The organism is Streptococcus sp. HMSC066F01 (assembly GCF_001837335.1).
Classification (GTDB): domain Bacteria; phylum Bacillota; class Bacilli; order Lactobacillales; family Streptococcaceae; genus Streptococcus; species Streptococcus oralis_S.
In genome coordinates this window covers 1-17,501 of record NZ_KV832115.1, presented here as the reverse complement: position 1 = coordinate 17,501, position 17,501 = coordinate 1, and the positions used below count along the sequence as shown (strand labels likewise).

The 17,501-nt window shown below is 41.6% G+C and carries 19 protein-coding genes, 1 tRNA gene and 1 other RNA gene; 1 reads left to right on the top strand and 20 read right to left on the bottom strand.

Annotated elements, in window-relative coordinates:
• Nucleotides 1-50 precede the first annotated feature (50 nt).
• From purC to HMPREF2655_RS03715, 9 genes are all read right to left on the bottom strand, one after another.
• Nucleotides 51-758, bottom strand: coding sequence for a phosphoribosylaminoimidazolesuccinocarboxamide synthase (gene purC, locus HMPREF2655_RS03755; protein WP_070837641.1), 708 nt, complete (start codon nt 756-758; stop codon nt 51-53).
• A gap of 168 nt (nt 759-926) precedes the next feature.
• Entirely contained in the window at nt 927-2,276 is a 1,350-nt protein-coding gene (comB, locus tag HMPREF2655_RS03750; protein WP_070837639.1) for a competence pheromone export protein ComB, read from the bottom strand.
• Between the two features lie 12 nt (nt 2,277-2,288).
• Complete coding sequence (gene comA / locus HMPREF2655_RS03745) at nt 2,289-4,442, bottom strand: peptide cleavage/export ABC transporter ComA (RefSeq protein ID WP_070837637.1); 2,154 nt, start codon at nt 4,440-4,442, stop codon at nt 2,289-2,291.
• 318 nt (nt 4,443-4,760) lie between these two features.
• Complete coding sequence (locus HMPREF2655_RS03740; protein WP_070837635.1) at nt 4,761-4,931, bottom strand: H354_08695 family bacteriocin-like peptide; 171 nt, start codon at nt 4,929-4,931, stop codon at nt 4,761-4,763.
• A gap of 232 nt (nt 4,932-5,163) precedes the next feature.
• Nucleotides 5,164-5,340 (bottom strand): hypothetical protein, encoded by a 177-nt coding sequence (locus HMPREF2655_RS03735; RefSeq protein WP_000180837.1) that lies wholly within the window; start codon nt 5,338-5,340, stop codon nt 5,164-5,166.
• 313 nt (nt 5,341-5,653) lie between these two features.
• Nucleotides 5,654-5,890 carry an acyl carrier protein gene (locus HMPREF2655_RS03730; RefSeq protein WP_000136435.1) on the bottom strand — a complete coding sequence of 79 codons (237 nt, stop codon included), beginning with the start codon at nt 5,888-5,890 and terminating at the stop codon, nt 5,654-5,656.
• A 5-nt stretch (nt 5,891-5,895) separates the two neighbouring features.
• A complete protein-coding gene (gene plsX / locus HMPREF2655_RS03725) occupies nt 5,896-6,888 on the bottom strand; it encodes a phosphate acyltransferase PlsX (RefSeq protein WP_000717432.1) in 993 nt (330 codons plus the stop codon).
• Nucleotides 6,885-7,655 (bottom strand): DNA repair protein RecO, encoded by a 771-nt coding sequence (gene recO / locus HMPREF2655_RS03720; RefSeq protein WP_070837632.1) that lies wholly within the window; start codon nt 7,653-7,655, stop codon nt 6,885-6,887. The genes plsX and recO overlap by 4 nt, the downstream gene beginning before the upstream one ends.
• A complete protein-coding gene (locus HMPREF2655_RS03715) occupies nt 7,652-8,821 on the bottom strand; it encodes a pyridoxal phosphate-dependent aminotransferase (protein WP_070837630.1) in 1,170 nt (389 codons plus the stop codon). Before HMPREF2655_RS03715 ends, recO begins: the two co-directional genes overlap by 4 nt.
• 151 nt (nt 8,822-8,972) lie before the next feature.
• On the opposite strand from HMPREF2655_RS03715, the gene HMPREF2655_RS03710 reads away from it, so the two are divergent.
• A complete protein-coding gene (locus HMPREF2655_RS03710; protein ID WP_070837628.1) occupies nt 8,973-9,983 on the top strand; it encodes a YeiH family protein in 1,011 nt (336 codons plus the stop codon).
• Between the two features lie 28 nt (nt 9,984-10,011).
• Here HMPREF2655_RS03710 and HMPREF2655_RS03705 read toward each other — a convergent pair whose 3' ends face one another.
• The 11 genes from HMPREF2655_RS03705 to HMPREF2655_RS03655 all read right to left on the bottom strand — a co-directional run bounded on the left by HMPREF2655_RS03705 (nt 10,012) and on the right by HMPREF2655_RS03655 (nt 17,496).
• The gene (locus tag HMPREF2655_RS03705) at nt 10,012-10,449 is read right to left on the bottom strand and encodes a CoA-binding protein (RefSeq protein WP_070837626.1); all 438 of its coding nucleotides are present in this window, start codon (nt 10,447-10,449) and stop codon (nt 10,012-10,014) included.
• Nucleotides 10,450-10,568: 119 nt separating this feature from the next.
• Nucleotides 10,569-11,537: a ribose-phosphate diphosphokinase gene (locus tag HMPREF2655_RS03700; RefSeq protein WP_000010174.1), complete on the bottom strand. Its 969-nt coding sequence runs from the start codon at nt 11,535-11,537 to the stop codon at nt 10,569-10,571.
• Between the two features lie 213 nt (nt 11,538-11,750).
• The gene (locus HMPREF2655_RS03695) at nt 11,751-12,245 is read right to left on the bottom strand and encodes a beta-class carbonic anhydrase (RefSeq protein ID WP_002876632.1); all 495 of its coding nucleotides are present in this window, start codon (nt 12,243-12,245) and stop codon (nt 11,751-11,753) included.
• A gap of 72 nt (nt 12,246-12,317) precedes the next feature.
• On the bottom strand, nt 12,318-13,655 hold the full coding sequence (gene radA / locus HMPREF2655_RS03690; protein WP_257367848.1) for a DNA repair protein RadA: 1,338 nt from the start codon (nt 13,653-13,655) through the stop codon (nt 12,318-12,320).
• Nucleotides 13,656-13,675: 20 nt separating this feature from the next.
• Nucleotides 13,676-14,143 carry a cysteine hydrolase family protein gene (locus tag HMPREF2655_RS03685; RefSeq protein WP_000796429.1) on the bottom strand — a complete coding sequence of 156 codons (468 nt, stop codon included), beginning with the start codon at nt 14,141-14,143 and terminating at the stop codon, nt 13,676-13,678.
• 9 nt (nt 14,144-14,152) lie between these two features.
• Nucleotides 14,153-14,596, bottom strand: a complete 444-nt coding sequence (locus HMPREF2655_RS03680; protein WP_070837624.1) for a dUTP diphosphatase — start codon at nt 14,594-14,596, stop codon at nt 14,153-14,155.
• A 54-nt stretch (nt 14,597-14,650) separates the two neighbouring features.
• Nucleotides 14,651-14,749, bottom strand: an RNA gene (gene ffs / locus HMPREF2655_RS03675) — signal recognition particle sRNA small type.
• A gap of 32 nt (nt 14,750-14,781) precedes the next feature.
• Nucleotides 14,782-15,249 carry a tRNA adenosine(34) deaminase TadA gene (gene tadA, locus HMPREF2655_RS03670; protein ID WP_001110101.1) on the bottom strand — a complete coding sequence of 156 codons (468 nt, stop codon included), beginning with the start codon at nt 15,247-15,249 and terminating at the stop codon, nt 14,782-14,784.
• Nucleotides 15,250-15,449: 200 nt separating this feature from the next.
• Nucleotides 15,450-16,736, bottom strand: coding sequence for an adenylosuccinate synthase (locus tag HMPREF2655_RS03665; RefSeq protein ID WP_070837622.1), 1,287 nt, complete (start codon nt 16,734-16,736; stop codon nt 15,450-15,452).
• A 241-nt stretch (nt 16,737-16,977) separates the two neighbouring features.
• Entirely contained in the window at nt 16,978-17,214 is a 237-nt protein-coding gene (gene comW, locus HMPREF2655_RS10380) for a sigma(X)-activator ComW (protein ID WP_000614974.1), read from the bottom strand.
• A gap of 208 nt (nt 17,215-17,422) precedes the next feature.
• Nucleotides 17,423-17,496 (bottom strand) — tRNA-Asn (locus tag HMPREF2655_RS03655).
• Nucleotides 17,497-17,501 lie beyond the last annotated feature (5 nt).

Sequence of the window (17,501 nt, the reverse complement as noted above, 5' to 3'; positions counted from 1 at the left end):
TTATTCCTTTATTTCAGCTTTTGCAATGTTCACAAATGACCTTGAAGGTGCTATTTTAAACCCTGCAACTTTTCCCAGACAATCTCGTAAACATCAGTTAGTTCTCCCAATCCCCTACGGAAAACGTCCTTATCCATGTGGTTGCCATCTGCATCCCACAAACGGCAGTTATCTGGTGAAAATTCGTCTGCTAAGATAATCTTACCATCCTTGTCAAAACCGAACTCTAGCTTAAAGTCAATCAATTTAAGACCAATCTCAGCAAACCAAGCTTTCAAGAGCTCATTGATACGACGGGTTTCTTCCTTCAAGTAAACAATCTGCTGGTCATCCGCAATTTTTAGGAATTTCACATGCTCATCATTGATAAAGGGATCATCCAAATCATCATTTTTATAGTAAAATTCGACAATTGGAGTCTCAAATGCGATACCTTCTTCTACACCAAAACGTTTTGAAAAGGAACCAGCCGTGTAGTTGCGGAGTACAACTTCCAAAGGAATAATCTCCACCTTTTTATTGAGCTGTTCCGTATCCGAAAGCTTCTCCACAAAATGAGTCGCTACACCAGCCTCATTTAATTTCTCAAAAATAAAAGATGAAATCTGATTATTTAACACTCCCTTACCCGCAATCTGCTCCTTCTTGACACCGTTAAAAGCAGTCGCCTGGTCCTTGTAAGTTGAAATAATGAGATTTTCATCCTCAGTTGTATAGATATCCTTGGCTTTTCCCGAATAGATCAGTTGTTTTGACATTTTAAAGTTCGCCTTTCGTTTTACTTGAGCACATTCTACCACAAAAACATAAAAAATTCAAGTTTTTCACGAATAAATAACGTTCTCCTATTTTAAGCGTAAAGAAAAACTGCAAGATAAGCTCTTCTTACAGTTTTAAAATCATTTATCCTCTGAAAAACACGAATATTACCCTTTATTCAAAAATTGATCCCAAAAATAACGGAGATAGCTTTTCTTCCCTGTGATTAACGTCAAACGCCCTTCTGAACCATAGCGAAGACTTTCTGCCTGTTCAGCAGTCAGACTGGTCTCCGCCTCTATTTTAAAGAAATTGCCCTTTTCAGTCTTGGTAGCTGTCGCGTCAATATTCGTAATCGCAGAAACAAGAACGAGCTCTTTATTGGCATCCTTGCTTGTAGTGAAACGGACAGAATTACCGACCTTGAGCCTTGCAACATCTTTTGAACTGAGATAAGCCGTGAGTTTAGTTTTGCTTTCTTTTTCCAAGGATGGATAGAGTTGGGCTAGCAATGTCCCCTCTGCAACCATGGTAGAATCACTGGTTTCAGGATTAAGGTGAAGCACCCCATCCTCACTTGCTGTAATTTTTCCCTTGTCCAGCAGACCTCCTTGGACTTTCTTACCCGACTCTGCCTCCAAAATTTTCTGATCCAAAAGGGTTAATTCCTGACCGACTTTGACTAGGTGCTGAGACTTGAGGGATTCAAGTTGACTATCCAGTCCCGTTGCGTAGGCTTGTTGAGCTCCAGAACCCGCATACTGCACACGATAAGTAGCTAAACTAGACTCTAGCTGGGTAATTTGTGCATCCACCTGTGCAATAACTTGCGATTTAGCTTGCGGATCTTCTTCACCTTGGTTTTTATAGGTCTGATAAAATGAGTAGGCTATATTTTGACTATCCAGTTGAGCCCCTGTTTCAATCGCTGACTTAGCTGTTTTGTAATCTCGAATTTTATCCTGTGTTTGACTGATAAGGTTGCCGATCTCGGCCTGACTCTGACTTGTTGCCGCATTCTGCGAGGAGATGTTGGCATTTTGCTGCGAAACATTGCTCCTAAGACTACTAGCTTGGCTGAGATAGTCTCGAAACATTTCCTGATATCCAAACTTATCCGCCTCTGGAAATTGATCACTCCCCTCTTTCAAACTAGATTGCAAATATCCCAACTGCTTTTTTTGATCCTTTAACATCTCCAACTGATTGGCGTATGCTTCAGCTTGAACAGCTTCCGCCCCTTGCTGGTACTGAACGAGTAGATCCCCCTGCTTGACCAACTTGTTCTCTTCCAGATAATTTGCCACAATCCGTTGATTGCTAGTCGACTGGATATTGGCAATGACCCGACTAGGTTCGACAGTTGCTCTGGTAGACAAACTCATCTCCTTCTCTGCAAAAACTGAAAATCCTAGTAAAAACACGAACAGAAGTGACATAGGTAAAATCACCCTACTGGAAAAATTATGGTAACGACGATTATAAAACTCCGCACTTTCTAAAAATTCTGGTTTCATCTTCTCCTCTTTCTAGCTATTGACCAAATGGGCGTAAAATTCACCTCGGGCAAGCAAGTCTGCATGGTTGCCTTCTTCGACAATCTTGCCCTGATCCAAAACAACAACCTTTTCTGTTCGCTCAGCGATGGTCAAGCGATGGGCGATGAAAATCAAGGTCTTATCCAAAGCCATGAGATTATCCACAATCCGCTTCTCTGTCAAGATATCCAGACTGCTGGTCGCCTCGTCCAATATCAGAACAGGCGCATCCGTTAAAAGAGCACGCGCCAAAGCGATTCGTTGTCGTTGCCCCCCAGAAATACCTGCCCCATCCGAAGTCAATTCTGTCTGATAATTCAGTGGCATGCGCTCGATATCCTCCCGAATCTCTGCCAATTCAACTGCCCGTAAGATATCCTCCTGAGTCGTCCCCTCCTTGGCTCCAAGGAGCAGATTCTCCAAAATCGTTCCGTTAAAGACATAGGGCTGTTGAGGCAGATAGTTGATGTACTGGCGCAGGGCCTTTTTATCAATCTGATTAAGATTGACACCGCCCAGACTAATCTCTCCCTGACTTGGATCGTAGAAATTAACCATCATCTTGGCTAAGGTGGTCTTACCCGAACCTGAAATCCCCACGAAAGCCATCTTAGACCCTTGCGGAATAGTCAAATTGATATCCGACAAGACATCACGACCATAGCCATACTTATAGTGAACTTGCTTGAAGGTCATTTCTCCCTTCATCATACTCAGATCTTCTACCGTTTTCTTCTCCTCAAACTCCGAAGCTACTAGATACACCTCATTTAGACGGTTATTGGCGACCTGCGCTGTCTGAAGTTTGGTTTGTAGGTTGATGATATTTTCCAAGGGATTGGTAAAGTAAACAAGCAAGGTATTATAGGTAATCAGCTGGCCCAAACTCATTTTCCCATCCATAACAAGAATGGCTCCTAGCCAGAGAACGGCAACATTGAGCAGGAGCTGGGCAACTTTTTTCAGTGCCTTTTGCTGGCTTTCTGCCCGACTATAGGTAAAGGATTTTTTCAGATAAGCCACAAATTCCTTATCAATCTTTTGATAGCGTAAGCTTTCACTGGTCAAAGATTTAATAGTCTCAATACCGTTGATGTCCTCGATAATAGAAGAAGACAGAACCGCATTGGCTTCCATAGTGTCCCGATTCATCTTTTCAAAAGGCTTCATAAAGGCAAAGATAATCGCTGTATAAATGGGAAGTGCAAGCAGACTAATGAAAAAGAGCGTGATGTTCTGTGAAAATAGCACGAGCGAGATAATCAAAATCGTCGACACATCTAGGAAAATCGACAGAATGGTCGAAGCCAGCGCGTCGATGATACTGTTGGCATCTGTAAAACGAGACACGATTTCTCCTGTCCTGCGTGTCGCAAAAAAGGACATTGGCAGGTGAAAAACATGCTTGATGTAGGACAAAATCACATCAATTGACAGGCGTTGCCCCAGAACAAGTAAGAGGTATTCTTGCGCATAAGACAAAATCTGCTGGAGGATATAGACTATGACTAGTCCTATTGAGATAATGCCCAAGGTCGAACGCATCTGGTCTGGTACGTAACTGTCAATGATAGACTGCAGATAATAAGAGCCCACGATATTAATCAGGGTTACCAAGAGTGTTGCCAAAACGATATTAGCAATCAAACCCCGCTGTTTGAGCAAGATTGGCAAGAAGGATAGGAGTCCCTGTTTTTTCTCCTTATGGGGTTTATAGTCTGGAGACGGAGCCATAAAGAGACTGACTCCTGTCCATTCTTGCGCAAATCGCTCACGGGAAATCTTGGTCAGCTTGACACCAGGATCCGGATCAGCGATATGAATATGCTTTTTATCCTGACCTGTTACCACATAGTAGTGGAGCAATTTCCCTTCCTTGAGCACATGAGCCACAAAAGGAAAGGTCAAATCTGGCAAATCAAAGAGCGTCATATCCGCCTTGATAGCCCGCGTCTCAAACCCAATCTCCTCTGCCACCTTTACAAGTCCCAAAGCGGTCGTCCCATCCATGGTCGTCTTGGCTAACTCTCGTAGATGAGCCAAGGAATAATAACTACCATAGTAGCCAAATACCATGGCCAAGGAAGCCACGCCACAATCCATCTGATCCACTTGGGGACGATAGTGCCTTTTCCCAAATTTCATATCCATCTCCTTTTTTCTAATAATCTCTTAAAACTTTGTAAGATTATTTTAACCAAACAAGGATAAAAACAGGAGAATATTCCCAAATAAACTATTTTTACGCCTAAAACGCACTTTCAAAAGCATAAACTATCATTTAAATGTAAAAAGCAGAACAAAAGTTCTGCCTGCTTAAAGTAACCGTTAAAAAATGAATGTCCAGAAATAAACTATTCTGAAATGATATTTCTATAAAGTAAGATAAATGTCATCAAGGATGATGGAATCCTAGGTATGTCAAAACATTCAAACCACGTAGGTAGATTTATTTTGTTTATATTAGCCACCTCTCGCTGCTGACTGATAACCATTATAGGCACCCCAAGCTAGGAGTCCGAGAGAAACAATTCCTCCACCAACGAAAAGTAGCACTCCCCCACCATCTACTTCTTGTAGTTCAAGATCGTTTAAAGTTGGATAGTTTTGTTCCAACGTTTGTAAATTTAACATAATTCCTCCTTCATTATACTAATAAAAATTAATGTTCTTTCAACATACCCACAATAATCATTAATACACTCAAGAAAAACGCAGATAGCAGTCCTTTAGTAGTACTATTAAAAAAAGGTCTGTTAAAAACAAAATAATTATATGCAGATAATCCTAAACCAATAGCAGTTACTACTATTGTAATAACGAATAGTATAATCCAAAATGTTTTTTTGCTCATATTTATCAAAAATTATGGATGAGTAATATAATAGAATGTTTTACCAGCAGCTTCGCCAACTTGGTAAATTCCCCAACCAATTGCAATACCTACAGAGACCATCTCCCAAGCAATCCCCCCATTCACATCCGTCAACTCTTCTTCTGTAAGAGCTACAAAGTTCTGTTCCATGTTGTCAAAATTTGTCATCTTTTTTCTCCTTTATTTTTAGTTTATGGTTTCTAGGCTTTAAACCATTTTAAAAACCAGATTGGATAAATTACTGAAATCATTTTCTTCTCTCCTTCCCTTTTTCCTTATCTGTCTATTCGAAAAACAATTCGAAAATGAACAATTTATTCATATTTATTTTAAAAACCACTTAATGAACCATGGATAAAAACCGGTCACATACATAAACATTCCTCCTTTTTCTTTCTCATCTCTTTATTCGCAATTTCTACTAAAAGTTTCTCTTTTTTCCGCAAATAAAAAAACAACATGACTTGCATGTTGCTTTTGGCTATTTTTTATCTTTAATAATTGCTACTACATCCGCTACACTTTGAAGTTGATCGATTTCCTCATCAGTGATTTCGATACCAAATTCATCTTCTAGTGTCAAGACAAACTCCATCAAATCCACTGAGTCCGCATCTAGATCGTCTTTCAAACTCAAGGCCTCTGTTACGGCAAAGTCTTCTCCCTGTCGCTCTTGGATAATGGTTACAATACGGTCAAAAATTTCTTTTTCTGTCATCTTTTTTATTCTCCTGAAAATTCACGCGCAGTTTGAGCAACTACGTCTGTTTCTAGCATGGTACGAATCTGACGAATCGTACTGTACACAGCATTGGCATCACTTGAGCCATGAGTTTTTACAACTGGCGCCTTGACGCCAAACAAGACTGCTCCTCCAACATCTGAATAGTTGAGCTGTGTCTTCAACCCCTTAAGACTATCCTTGAGAAGTAGAGCACCTAGCTTCGCTCGAAGACCACCACCTGTAATAGCTGTCTTGAGCAAGCCCATAATTCCCATGGCTGTCCCTTCAATGGATTTGAGAACAGCGTTTCCCGTGAAACCATCTGTTACGACAACATCCGCAACGCCATTCATCAGATCACGCGCTTCCACGTTTCCGACAAAGTTCAAACTTTCATCAGCTACTAACAAATCGTATGTTTCCTTACGAAGCGGATCTCCCTTGCTGCTTTCTGTTCCATTGTTGAGCAAACCAACACGTGGTTTCGAAATTCCACGAACATTTTTCGCATAGAAGGAACCTAGGACAGCGTATTGATGGAGGTGCTGGGCTGTATTTTCCGCATTGGCTCCAAGGTCTAGCATGTCAAACCCTTTTCCATCAATGGTCGGCAAGGTAGACATGAGTCCTGGACGATCGATATTTTTGATACGACCCACAATGAAGAATCCTGCAGCCAACAAGGCACCTGTGTTACCAGCAGAGAGGACAGCGTCTGCTTCTCCCTCTTTAACAGCCTTAGCTGCCAATACCATGCTGGCATTTTTCTTCTTACGGATAGCTTTTGTCGGCTCATCGTCTGAGTTGATTTTCTCATCCGTATGGATAATGCTGACGCGCTCTGTCGCTGTTAGATATTGCTTGATCTTGCTTTCATCTCCGTAGAGTTGAATCTCAATATCTGAAAAGTCAGCTAGGGCTTGATTGACACCCTCAACGATGGCTTGAGGTGCGTAATCGCCCCCCATAGCATCTACTGCGATTTTTTTCATTTGTTTTCCTCTTTTAGTAATTGTCCCCAGTCTGCTAGGGAATCAATGAATTTTTTTGATTTTAGGTGAATCCCAACGTACTCTTCATAGAGTTGATCCATAAACTTGCGCAAGTCTTGCTTGATTTCAGGCTTGAGTGAAATGGTTTCCAAGGTCTCAAAATCAATGGCTTGAAATTGATTGAGCAAATAAGGGATGTTGGGATTTAAATGGCAACGTTTCTCGTCCTCATGATAATGATCTGGACAGAGGCAAGCTCCATATTTGAAAGAAAAGTCAAAGGCCTGACCAACCCGATGGCAAAAGACACACTCATTAAAATTAAGGCTGATTCCAAATCGAGTCAAGATTTGAATTTCAAAAATATTGGTTAAAACCTGATAATCTATCCCTGCTTCCATCAACTCCAGAGTCTTCCTCAAGAAAGCAAACAAGGGAGCATCCTGCTGATTATCCTGCAAACTAGCGTCTGCAAGAGCAGCCACATAGGTTGCATAGGCCATGACAAAGAGATCACTATTAATCTTGGGAAAGGTCATCACCTCGTGATAGTCCTCAATGTAGCTAAGTCCATCATCATTGATACGCAAGAGAAATCGTGCCAACACCAAGGGCTGAATAACAGGAGCTAGTTTGGACTGACCAGCGTGTTTGACGAAAAACATGCGCTTGCCCGCCTGCTCGGTAAAAATTTTGACTAGCTTGTCATCCTCACGAAAGTTACGATTGTAGAGCACCAAGCCTTGACTCGTGATAGACTGAATCATGCTTCTCTCATGTACTCCTCAAGTCGTCTCATGGCTTCTCTGATCGTTTCCATGCTGGCTGCATAAGACAGACGCACATAGCCTTCTCCGTAACGCCCAAAGGCTGCACCAGGGATAAAGGCAACAGCCTTCTTATAGGCAAAATCCTTCAGAAAAGCAAAGGAGTCTTGATTGTAACCTGCTGGAATCTTAGCAAATATATAGAAGGCCCCATCTGGTTTGATAATCTCAAAACCAAGAGCAGTCATCTTTTCGATGATATAATCTCGACGCTGAATGTACTCCTTCTTCATAGGCTCGGCGTCGTTTTTACCAGCGGTCAAAGCCTCCACTGCAGCATGTTGAGCCATAGTATTTGCGGCAGTAACCAAATATTGGTGACTCTTGATTAACTGAGCTGTGAAAGTTGCAGGAGCAAAGATAAAGCCTAAACGCCAACCAGTCATAGCATGCGATTTAGATAAACCATTGATAATAATAGTCTGGTCTCTCAGCATAGTTCCCAAAGATACATGGGCTTCGCCTGTATAGGTTAATTCTGAGTAAACCTCATCACAGACAACAAAAATCTCATACTTGCGTAAAATGTCTGCCAAGGCTTCCAACTGCTCCCGACTATAGGTAATTCCTGTCGGATTAGCTGGATAGTTGAGAATGACAGCTTTGAGCTTGTCCCCTTGCTCCAAAATGGCCTTTTCCAACATCTCAGGAGTCAAGACAAAACCATTTTCAGTTGTATCAATCTCGACAATCTCTGCCCCAACCAGATTGACAATCGGTTCATAGCCTGGATAGGCAGGAGCTGGCAAGAGCACCTTGTCCCCCTCTTCCAAAATAGCTGTCAAAGTAGCAGATAAAGCCTCTGTCGCCCCAATTGTAACCAAAATTTCATTTTCAGGATTATAATCTAGCTGGTATTTTTCTTTTACAAAGTCGCTAGCAGCCTGGCGCAAGGTCAGTAAACCGCTCATCCCTGTATAGTAGGATTGGTTCTGGTCAATGGCCCGCTTGGCTGCCTCCTTGATATGATCTGGCGTTGTAAAATCAGGTTCCCCCAAGGTCAAACGCAAGACCCCAGGAATCTCTGTAATTGCCTGGTCAAACTGGCGAATCAAGGAAACTTGAATCTTGTCTAACTGTTTATTAAAGCGTTTGGTTAAGTCCATAGATATCCCCCTTGCTTACAGAACATAGTACTATTATACTACAAAAGCTTCCTGACCGCAAAATCCATCTGAAACCCGCATTTTTCACTTTCTGTTTTACTTTTCTTCTCGACAGGACTATAATAATAAGTGCTTATTTTCGGAGGTTTATATGTCATTTTTATCAAAAAATGGAGCAGGAATCTTGGCCTGCCTTCTCATTTCTATCGTATCTTGGTTCCTGGGAGGATTTTTCCCCGTGGTGGGTGCACCTGTCTTTGCAATTTTTGCTGGAATGCTCCTCCACCCCTGGCTCTCACCCTACAAACAACTAGATGCAGGTTTGACCTTTAGTTCAAAGAAATTGCTCCAGTATGCCGTTATCTTACTCGGTTTTGGTCTCAATATCTCGCAAGTCTTCGCAGTTGGACAATCTTCACTCCCTGTCATCCTTTCCACCATTTCGATTTCCTTGATTGTTGCCTACCTCTTCCAGCGTTTCTTTGCGCTAGACACAAAACTGGCTACCTTGATTGGAGTGGGGTCTTCTATCTGTGGTGGCTCTGCCATTGCTGCGACAGCGCCCGTTATCCATGCCAAGGAAAAAGAAGTTGCCCAATCCATCTCCGTTATCTTTTTCTTCAATGTCTTGGCTGCGCTCATCTTTCCAACTCTAGGAACCTGGCTTCACTTATCAAATGAAGGCTTCGCCCTCTTTGCAGGAACTGCGGTCAATGACACTTCCTCTGTAACGGCTACCGCCAGCTCCTGGGACAGTCTTTACCAAACCAATACCCTTGAGTCTGCAACCATTGTGAAACTCACACGCACCCTTGCCATTATTCCTATCACGCTCTTTCTCTCCTATTGGCAAAGCCGCCAACAAAAAAATAAACAAGGCGTACAACTGAAAAAAGTTTTCCCACTTTTTATCCTTTATTTTATCCTGGCCTCTCTCTTAACGACTCTCCTTACCTCTCTCGGTGTGTCTAGTAGCTTCTTTACCCCTCTCAAACAACTCTCCAAATTCCTCATTATCATGGCTATGAGTGCCATCGGTCTCAAAACAAATCTAGTAGCCATGGTCAGATCCAGCGGTAAATCCATTCTTCTTGGAGCCCTTTGCTGGATTGCCATCATCCTCACCAGTCTTGGCATGCAAGCATTGATTGGTACTTTATAAAATAAAAAGGTAGCCCATGGCTACCTTTTTATTGTTCAAGAATTAAACGTGTATGTTCTCTTTTGATGCAACGATTCATCACGATGTCATCGCATCCTCCAGCACGCAAGATTTCTTCCGCTTCTAGACTTTCAAGTCCCAGTTGTGCCCAAAAAATCTTGGCATCAGCCTTGAGAAAATCACGCGCCACATCTGGTAAAAACTCGCTACGTCGGTATACATTGACGATATCTACAGGAAAAGGAATCTCAGCTAGACTCGCATAAGCCTTCTCTCCCAAGATTTCCCCACCTGCAGCCTTGGGATTAACTGGAATGATTTTATAGCCCCGAGCCTGCATTTCCTTAGTCACTCGATTGCTAGTTGTTTCTTCACGATCGGACAAACCCACTACCGCTAACGTTTTACTGGTTGTAAGATACTGACGGATCACACCATCACTTGGATTGATAAATTCTTGGCTCATAGAAATCCTCCTTTTTTCTCAGTATAGCATATTTTGAAAAGGCTTGCAGATTTTGACTATAAAAATCTCCTAGCAAGAAAAGAAACCTGCTAGGAGTTCTGTCTACTTCAAGTGAAAGATTAAATCTTTTTCTCAATACAAAATAGGGGAGAAAGAGGACGTTTTTCGTGGATACGGATAATGGCATCGCCAAGAAGATGAGCAATCGAAATTTGTTCAATCTTATCAATCAAACGCTCCTCTGGTAGGTAGATCGTATCCAAAACAACCAATTTCTTAATAGCTGATTTTTGGATATTGTCCATAGCTGGTCCTGAAAGAACTGGGTGCGTACAGCTTGCGTAAACCTCAACAGCACCTGCTTCAGCAAGAGCATCCGCCGCATGACAAATAGTTCCAGCTGTATCGATCATATCGTCAATCAAAATACAAGTCTTACCTTCTACCTTACCAATGATGTTCATCACTTCACTGGTATTCATCTTGTCTACACTACGGCGTTTGTCAATAATCGCAATCGGAGTTTTCAAAAACTCTGCCAATTTACGAGCACGAGTCACCCCACCATGGTCTGGGCTGACAACCACGTAGTCAGAGCCAACCATGCCACGACGTTCAAAATAGTCCGCAATCAAGGGAGCACCCATCAAGTGATCTACAGGAATATCAAAGAATCCCTGAATCTGTGCAGCGTGCAAATCAATCGTCAACAAACGATCTACCCCAGCAACTTCTAGCATGTTTGCAACGAGTTTTGCTGTGATTGGCTCACGCGCGCGCGCTTTTCTATCCTGACGTGCATAGCCATAGTAAGGCATAACAACATTGACAGATTCTGCACTAGCACGCTTCAATGCGTCCACCATAATCAAAATTTCAAGTAAATTATCATTTACAGGTGAACTAGTTGATTGTAGGATAAAGACGTGTTTCCCACGGATTGATTCTTCGATGTTGACCTGAATCTCTCCGTCTGAAAATTGGCGAACAGTCGATTTCCCCAACTCTATCCCAATTTCTTGCGCCACACGCTCTGCCAATTCTCTATTAGAAGAAAGGGCAAACAGCTTTAAATCAGAAAAAGACATGATTTCCTCCGGTATTTATGTATCACTTGTTTTTACACAACATTTTCCATCTACCATTGTAGCGCTTTTTCCTTTATTTTTCAATCAAAAATAAAACAAGAGTAAACATTTATACCCTTGTTTTATACTATTTTATATTAGCTATATTAAATCTGAAAATCCTACATTTTAACAATCGATTTTATGATAGGATGAGATTTTTTCGAGGCAAAGTTAGTATACTTCTCTCATACTTCCTGTATCCACATCATAGACAGCACCTGAAATAACCACATCATCAGGAATCAGTGGAGATTCTCGAAGCAATTGCATATCCTCTCTCACACTCTCTTCCACATCCTGGAATGGTAAAAAATCTTGATCAGACACATCGACTCCGAGCTCGTGTTTCAAATGTTCATGAAAACTTTCATTTTGAAAGGTTTGAGCTCCACAATCTGTATGGTGAAGCACCACAATCTCTCTTGTCCCCATTTGTTGCTGGGAAATCACCAGTGAACGAATCATGTCCTCAGTTACTCGACCACCCGCATTCCGCAAGATATGAGCATCCCCAAGGGCCAAACCTAGAGCTTGCGCAACGTGTAGACGTGAGTCCATACAGGTCACGATAGCTACTCTGGTTTTGGGTTTAAGTGGCAGATTTAACTGCCCATGTAGGGCAACATAAGCCTGATTGGCTTGCATAAACTGTTCAAAATACGACACGATTCCCTCCTGAAAAATTTGATAATCAAATATTTCTCCTATCTTATCATTTTTAAGAGGATTTGTCACGGATTATGCAAAGACCTTTTTCAAAACTTCTTGAATCGTTGTCACACCAATGACTTCAATTTCCTTGGGTGGAGTGATTCCTGTCAAGGAATTCTTGGGTACATAAATCTTGGTAAAGCCCAGTTTTGCCGCTTCATTTATGCGTTGTTCGATGCGATTCACGCGCCGAATTTCTCCGGTCAAGCCCAGTTCACCCACAAAACATTCCTGAGGATTGGTAGGCTTGTCCTTGTAACTAGAGGCAATAGCCACTGCAACGGCTAAGTCAATGGCAGGCTCATCCAATTTGACGCCACCAGCAGATTTGAGATAAGCATCCTGATTTTGCAAAAGAAGCCCTGCTCGTTTTTCCAAAACAGCCATAATCAGACTCGCACGATTGAAATCAAGACCTGTCGTTGTGCGCTTAGCATTTCCAAACATGGTTGGTGTTACCAAAGCCTGAACCTCCGCCAAAATCGGACGGGTTCCTTCCATAGTCACCACAATTGATGAACCAGTCGCTCCGTCCAAACGCTCTTCTAGGAAAACTTGACTCGGATTGAGCACCTCAACCAATCCACCTGACTGCATCTCAAAAATCCCAATCTCATTAGTGGAACCAAAACGGTTTTTGACCGCTCGTAAGATTCGGAAGGTATGGTGACGCTCCCCTTCAAAGTAAAGCACTGTATCTACCATATGCTCCAACATACGAGGACCAGCCAGAGTACCTTCCTTGGTCACATGCCCTACGATAAAGATGGCAATGTTATTAGTCTTGGCTAGCTGCATGAGTTCAGCTGTCACCTCTCGCACTTGAGACACAGATCCTTGCACCCCTGAAATCTCAGGAGACATAATAGTCTGGATAGAGTCGATGATGAGAAAGTCAGGTTGGATACGCTCTACCTCAGCTCGAACGCTCTGCATATTGGTCTCTGCATAGAGATAAAACTCGCTATCGATATCTCCCAAACGCTCTGCTCGTAACTTAATCTGCTGGGCAGACTCCTCCCCACTGACATAGAGAACCGTACCCACTTGAGACAACTGGGTTGATACTTGTAAGAGAAGGGTTGATTTCCCAATCCCTGGGTCCCCACCGATAAGGACGAGACTCCCTGGCACCACTCCACTTCCAAGTACACGGTTGAATTCCTCCATCTCTGTCTTGGTTCGATTGACATTTATGGAAGTCACCTCAGCCAGTTTCATAGGCTTGGTTTTCTCACCTGTCAAGGACACACGCGCATTCTTGACCTCAGCAACCTCAACTTCCTCGACAAAAGAAGACCAAGACCCACAGTTTGGACAACGCCCTAGATATTTGGGTGAGTTATAAGCACAATTTTGACAAATAAAAGTTGATTTTTTTTTAGCTATGATGATTCTCCTTCTACTGCGACTCCTATAGAGCGCCACTTATACAATGTATTTTGAAATTTCTTCTGGTTGACAACTCCGACAGCAGACAAATCGACGGAAACCTGATAATTCTCCTTGACAGCTGCCAAAACGGAAGCCTTGACACAGCCATTGCCATCTACCCCTATAAACTCTATGCTTTTAGCACCGTTTCCCTCTAAAAAATCTTTTAAATCTGGATTAGTAAAGCAAGAAGCCCGACGCTTCTCAAAGATACGAGAAGATACAAGCAGCAAGCCGGTCGCAAATTTCTTCTTTCTATCTTTTCTCTCCCAGAAAAAACGATTGAGAATATAGATAACTCGGTCACTGGGATAAGCAGCAATTTTGTCATTTACAGCTGCAGTCAGTTCTTCATGATATGCTTTTCCTACAGCAACGTAATCTGACTGCATGTCTACAACTAATAAATAGTCTGCCATTTTATTCCTCTATTTCCCAGTTGACCCAAATCCACCAGTTCGCACGCCGTCTGCCTCATCTCCATCTACGATTAAAAATGGTGCAAAGACAGCCTGGACCACACGTTCTCCAACTTCGAGGACGACTTCCTGTTCAGTAATGTTTTTCATCTGCGCAAAGATATGGCCTTCGTTCCCAGGATTTCCATAATAATCCCCATCAATGACCCCAACTGAGTTAATCAAGACCAAGCCCTTCTTGCGAGGGTTTGATGAACGGTCATAGAGATAGAGCACTTCTGTCGGCTGCATATAAGCCTTAACCCCTGTCGGAACCAAGACAATCTCTCCTGGAGCAATCACAGTGCGTTCCGCAACCTTTAAGTCGTAACCAGCTGCGTGAGCTGTCTCTCGCTTCGGTAACAAATTTTCGTCTGTAAAACTCGAAACCAATTCAAAACCACGAATTTTCATATTTTTCTCTTTTCTATAATCATTTATTCTAGGCTATTTTATCTTATTTATTCGAAAAAAGCACGAAAAAAGAGCACACAATTCACATCGCTTAGGGCTGCTGGATTCCTCCCCTGACCCGCTTCACGCAGAACTGTTGCTCCACTATTCATTATACCACATTCCCCTCTGTTTTTAAAGAGAAATTATTTTTTCCGTCGATTTCGGAAAAAGTCCTGCATAATCGCTGCACAATCATCTTCCAAAATTCCCGTTTCCACCTCTACACGATGATTGAGACGCTCATCTGTCAAAATATCGTACAAACTTCCAGCTGCACCAAATTTCTGGTTTTTAGCCCCATAGACTACGTTTGGAATACGGGCAAGTCCAATGGCCCCGCTACACATGACACAAGGCTCAATGGTCACAAAAAGCGTACAATCCAGCAGTCGCCAACTCTCTTCACTCACATTCGCATTCTCTATAGCCATGATTTCTGCATGCATGACCGCCCGTTGCAACTCCTCGCGCGCATTATGCCCCCTACCAATGATTTCTCCATCCTTGACAATCACACAACCAATTGGAATTTCATCGTGTTCTAAGGCAATCTCAGCCTCTCTCAAAGCCTCTCTCATAAAGGCTTCTTTTTCTTCAACTGTATAATTCATCGTTCTTCTCTTTTCCTACTTGTCGATTTTATTATTATATCATGATTCTCAACACAAAAAAAGCCACCGAATGCGGTGACTTAATAGGGAGATTATTATGAAAAAGAAAAGTTTAGGATATTTGTTACAACAAGTTAGGAGGTCTTCTTGTAACTGTCTATAGTATACCCAACCTGTCTTAAACTAATCTTAAAAATCTCCTATGACCAAACACTTTCTAAAATATTAGTTTGTTCACGACCGGGACCTACTGAGAAAGTTGAGATACGAACACCAACCAACTCGCTTACACGACGAACATAGTTACGTGCATTCTCAGGAAGGTCTTCTAAATTACGGACTCCAGTGATGTCTTCTGACCAACCTGGCAATTCCTCGTAGATTGGCTTGCAACGTTTCAACTGCTCAAGACTAGCAGGATAGTAATCAATACGTTGACCATCAAGATCATAGGCCACACAGATTTTCACAATATCCAAACCACTCAAAACATCGATAGAGTTCAATGAAAGATTGGTAATCCCAGATACACGGCGGCTGTGACGCATCACAACTGAGTCAAACCAACCCACACGACGTGGACGACCAGTTGTTGTACCGTATTCATGACCTACTTCACGGATGCGATCTCCCACTTCATCAAATAATTCAGTTGGGAAAGGTCCGTCTCCTACACGACTTGTGTAGGCTTTACATACACCTACAACCTTGTCAATCTTACTTGGGCCAACACCAGACCCAATCGTCACACCACCAGCGACAGGGTTTGACGACGTAACAAATGGATAAGTTCCTTGGTCAATGTCCAACATGACACCTTGAGCACCTTCAAACAGTACACGTTTGCCATTATCAAGCGCATCGTTCAAGATAACAGATGTATCTGTCACATACTGCTTGATTTGTTGGCCATACTCGTAGTACTCTTCAAAAATATCATCAATTGAAATAGGAGTACTGTCATATAATTTTTCAAACAGACGATTCTTCTCCGCAAGATTGCGTTCCAAACGCTCACGAAAAATTTCTTTATCCAAAAGATCTGCAATACGAATTCCAACACGAGCAGCTTTATCCATATAGGCTGGACCGATTCCCTTGATTGTAGTACCAATTTTATTGTCGCCCTTAGCTTCCTCTTGCAAACTGTCTAATTCAATGTGATATGGTAAAATGACATGCGCACGATCCGAAATGCGCAAATTATCTGTTGTCACACCTTCTTCATGAAGATAATTCAACTCTTTTACTAGAGATTTAGGGTTTACAACCATCCCATTCCCAATAACAGAGATTTTTTCAGGAAAGAAAATTCCAGATGGAATCAAGTGCAACTTAAATTTCTTACCATCAATCACAATCGTGTGACCAGCATTATCACCACCTTGATAACGAGCAATTACCTCTGCATTAGCTGAAAGAAAATCTGTAATTTTCCCTTTACCTTCATCACCCCACTGGGTACCTACAACAACAACTGAAGTCATAATAAAATTCGTCTGAGCTACTAGCAGCTCGTCCTTTCTCATATACATGGCAGGAATTTCACCCGCAATTATATCTTACAATTTATTATAAGAAAAAAACACTATTTTATCAAGAAGAAACAGTAGAAAAGATTTGGAAATTCTCTCATTTCTAAATACAGAAGCCTTTTATTATAAGCTAATTCTATATTTTTTAAAAACTAGCTACAACTATCGTTCGTAATTATGATATAGATGCTTCCTATTGGATAAGAGTTGTACCACCTTGCAGGAATTTATCTAGATATAGACGATAAGCTGTTTTAAAGTGATATAGTGAAAAGTCCCTATCACTTTTTATTTTAAATCGGATTAAGTAATATAGTAAAAAACGAAGATGAAGTGATTCCCACTCTGAACAACTCTGGCCTAAAGAGGCATATTCTTGTTCAACTAGTTTCAAAAAGACAAATGCTCGATCATAAAATTTTTGAATCATATAAAAATTCCCTTTCTTATTAGTAACACTAGTCTAACAAAAAAAAGAACTAAAAAAGCTTCAAATCCTATAAAAGAAGAATTTAAAGCTAAACGAACTGAAAATAAAATAAAGAGGTAATTACAGATTTAAAAATTAAAATTTGAAATTTCAACAATCCACTATATTTATAAATAAAAAAACGCTCAATTGAACGTTTCAATCTATACTCCGCCAGTAGGACTCGAACCTACGACATCATGATTAACAGTCATGCGCTACTACCAACTGAGCTATGGCGGATAAAA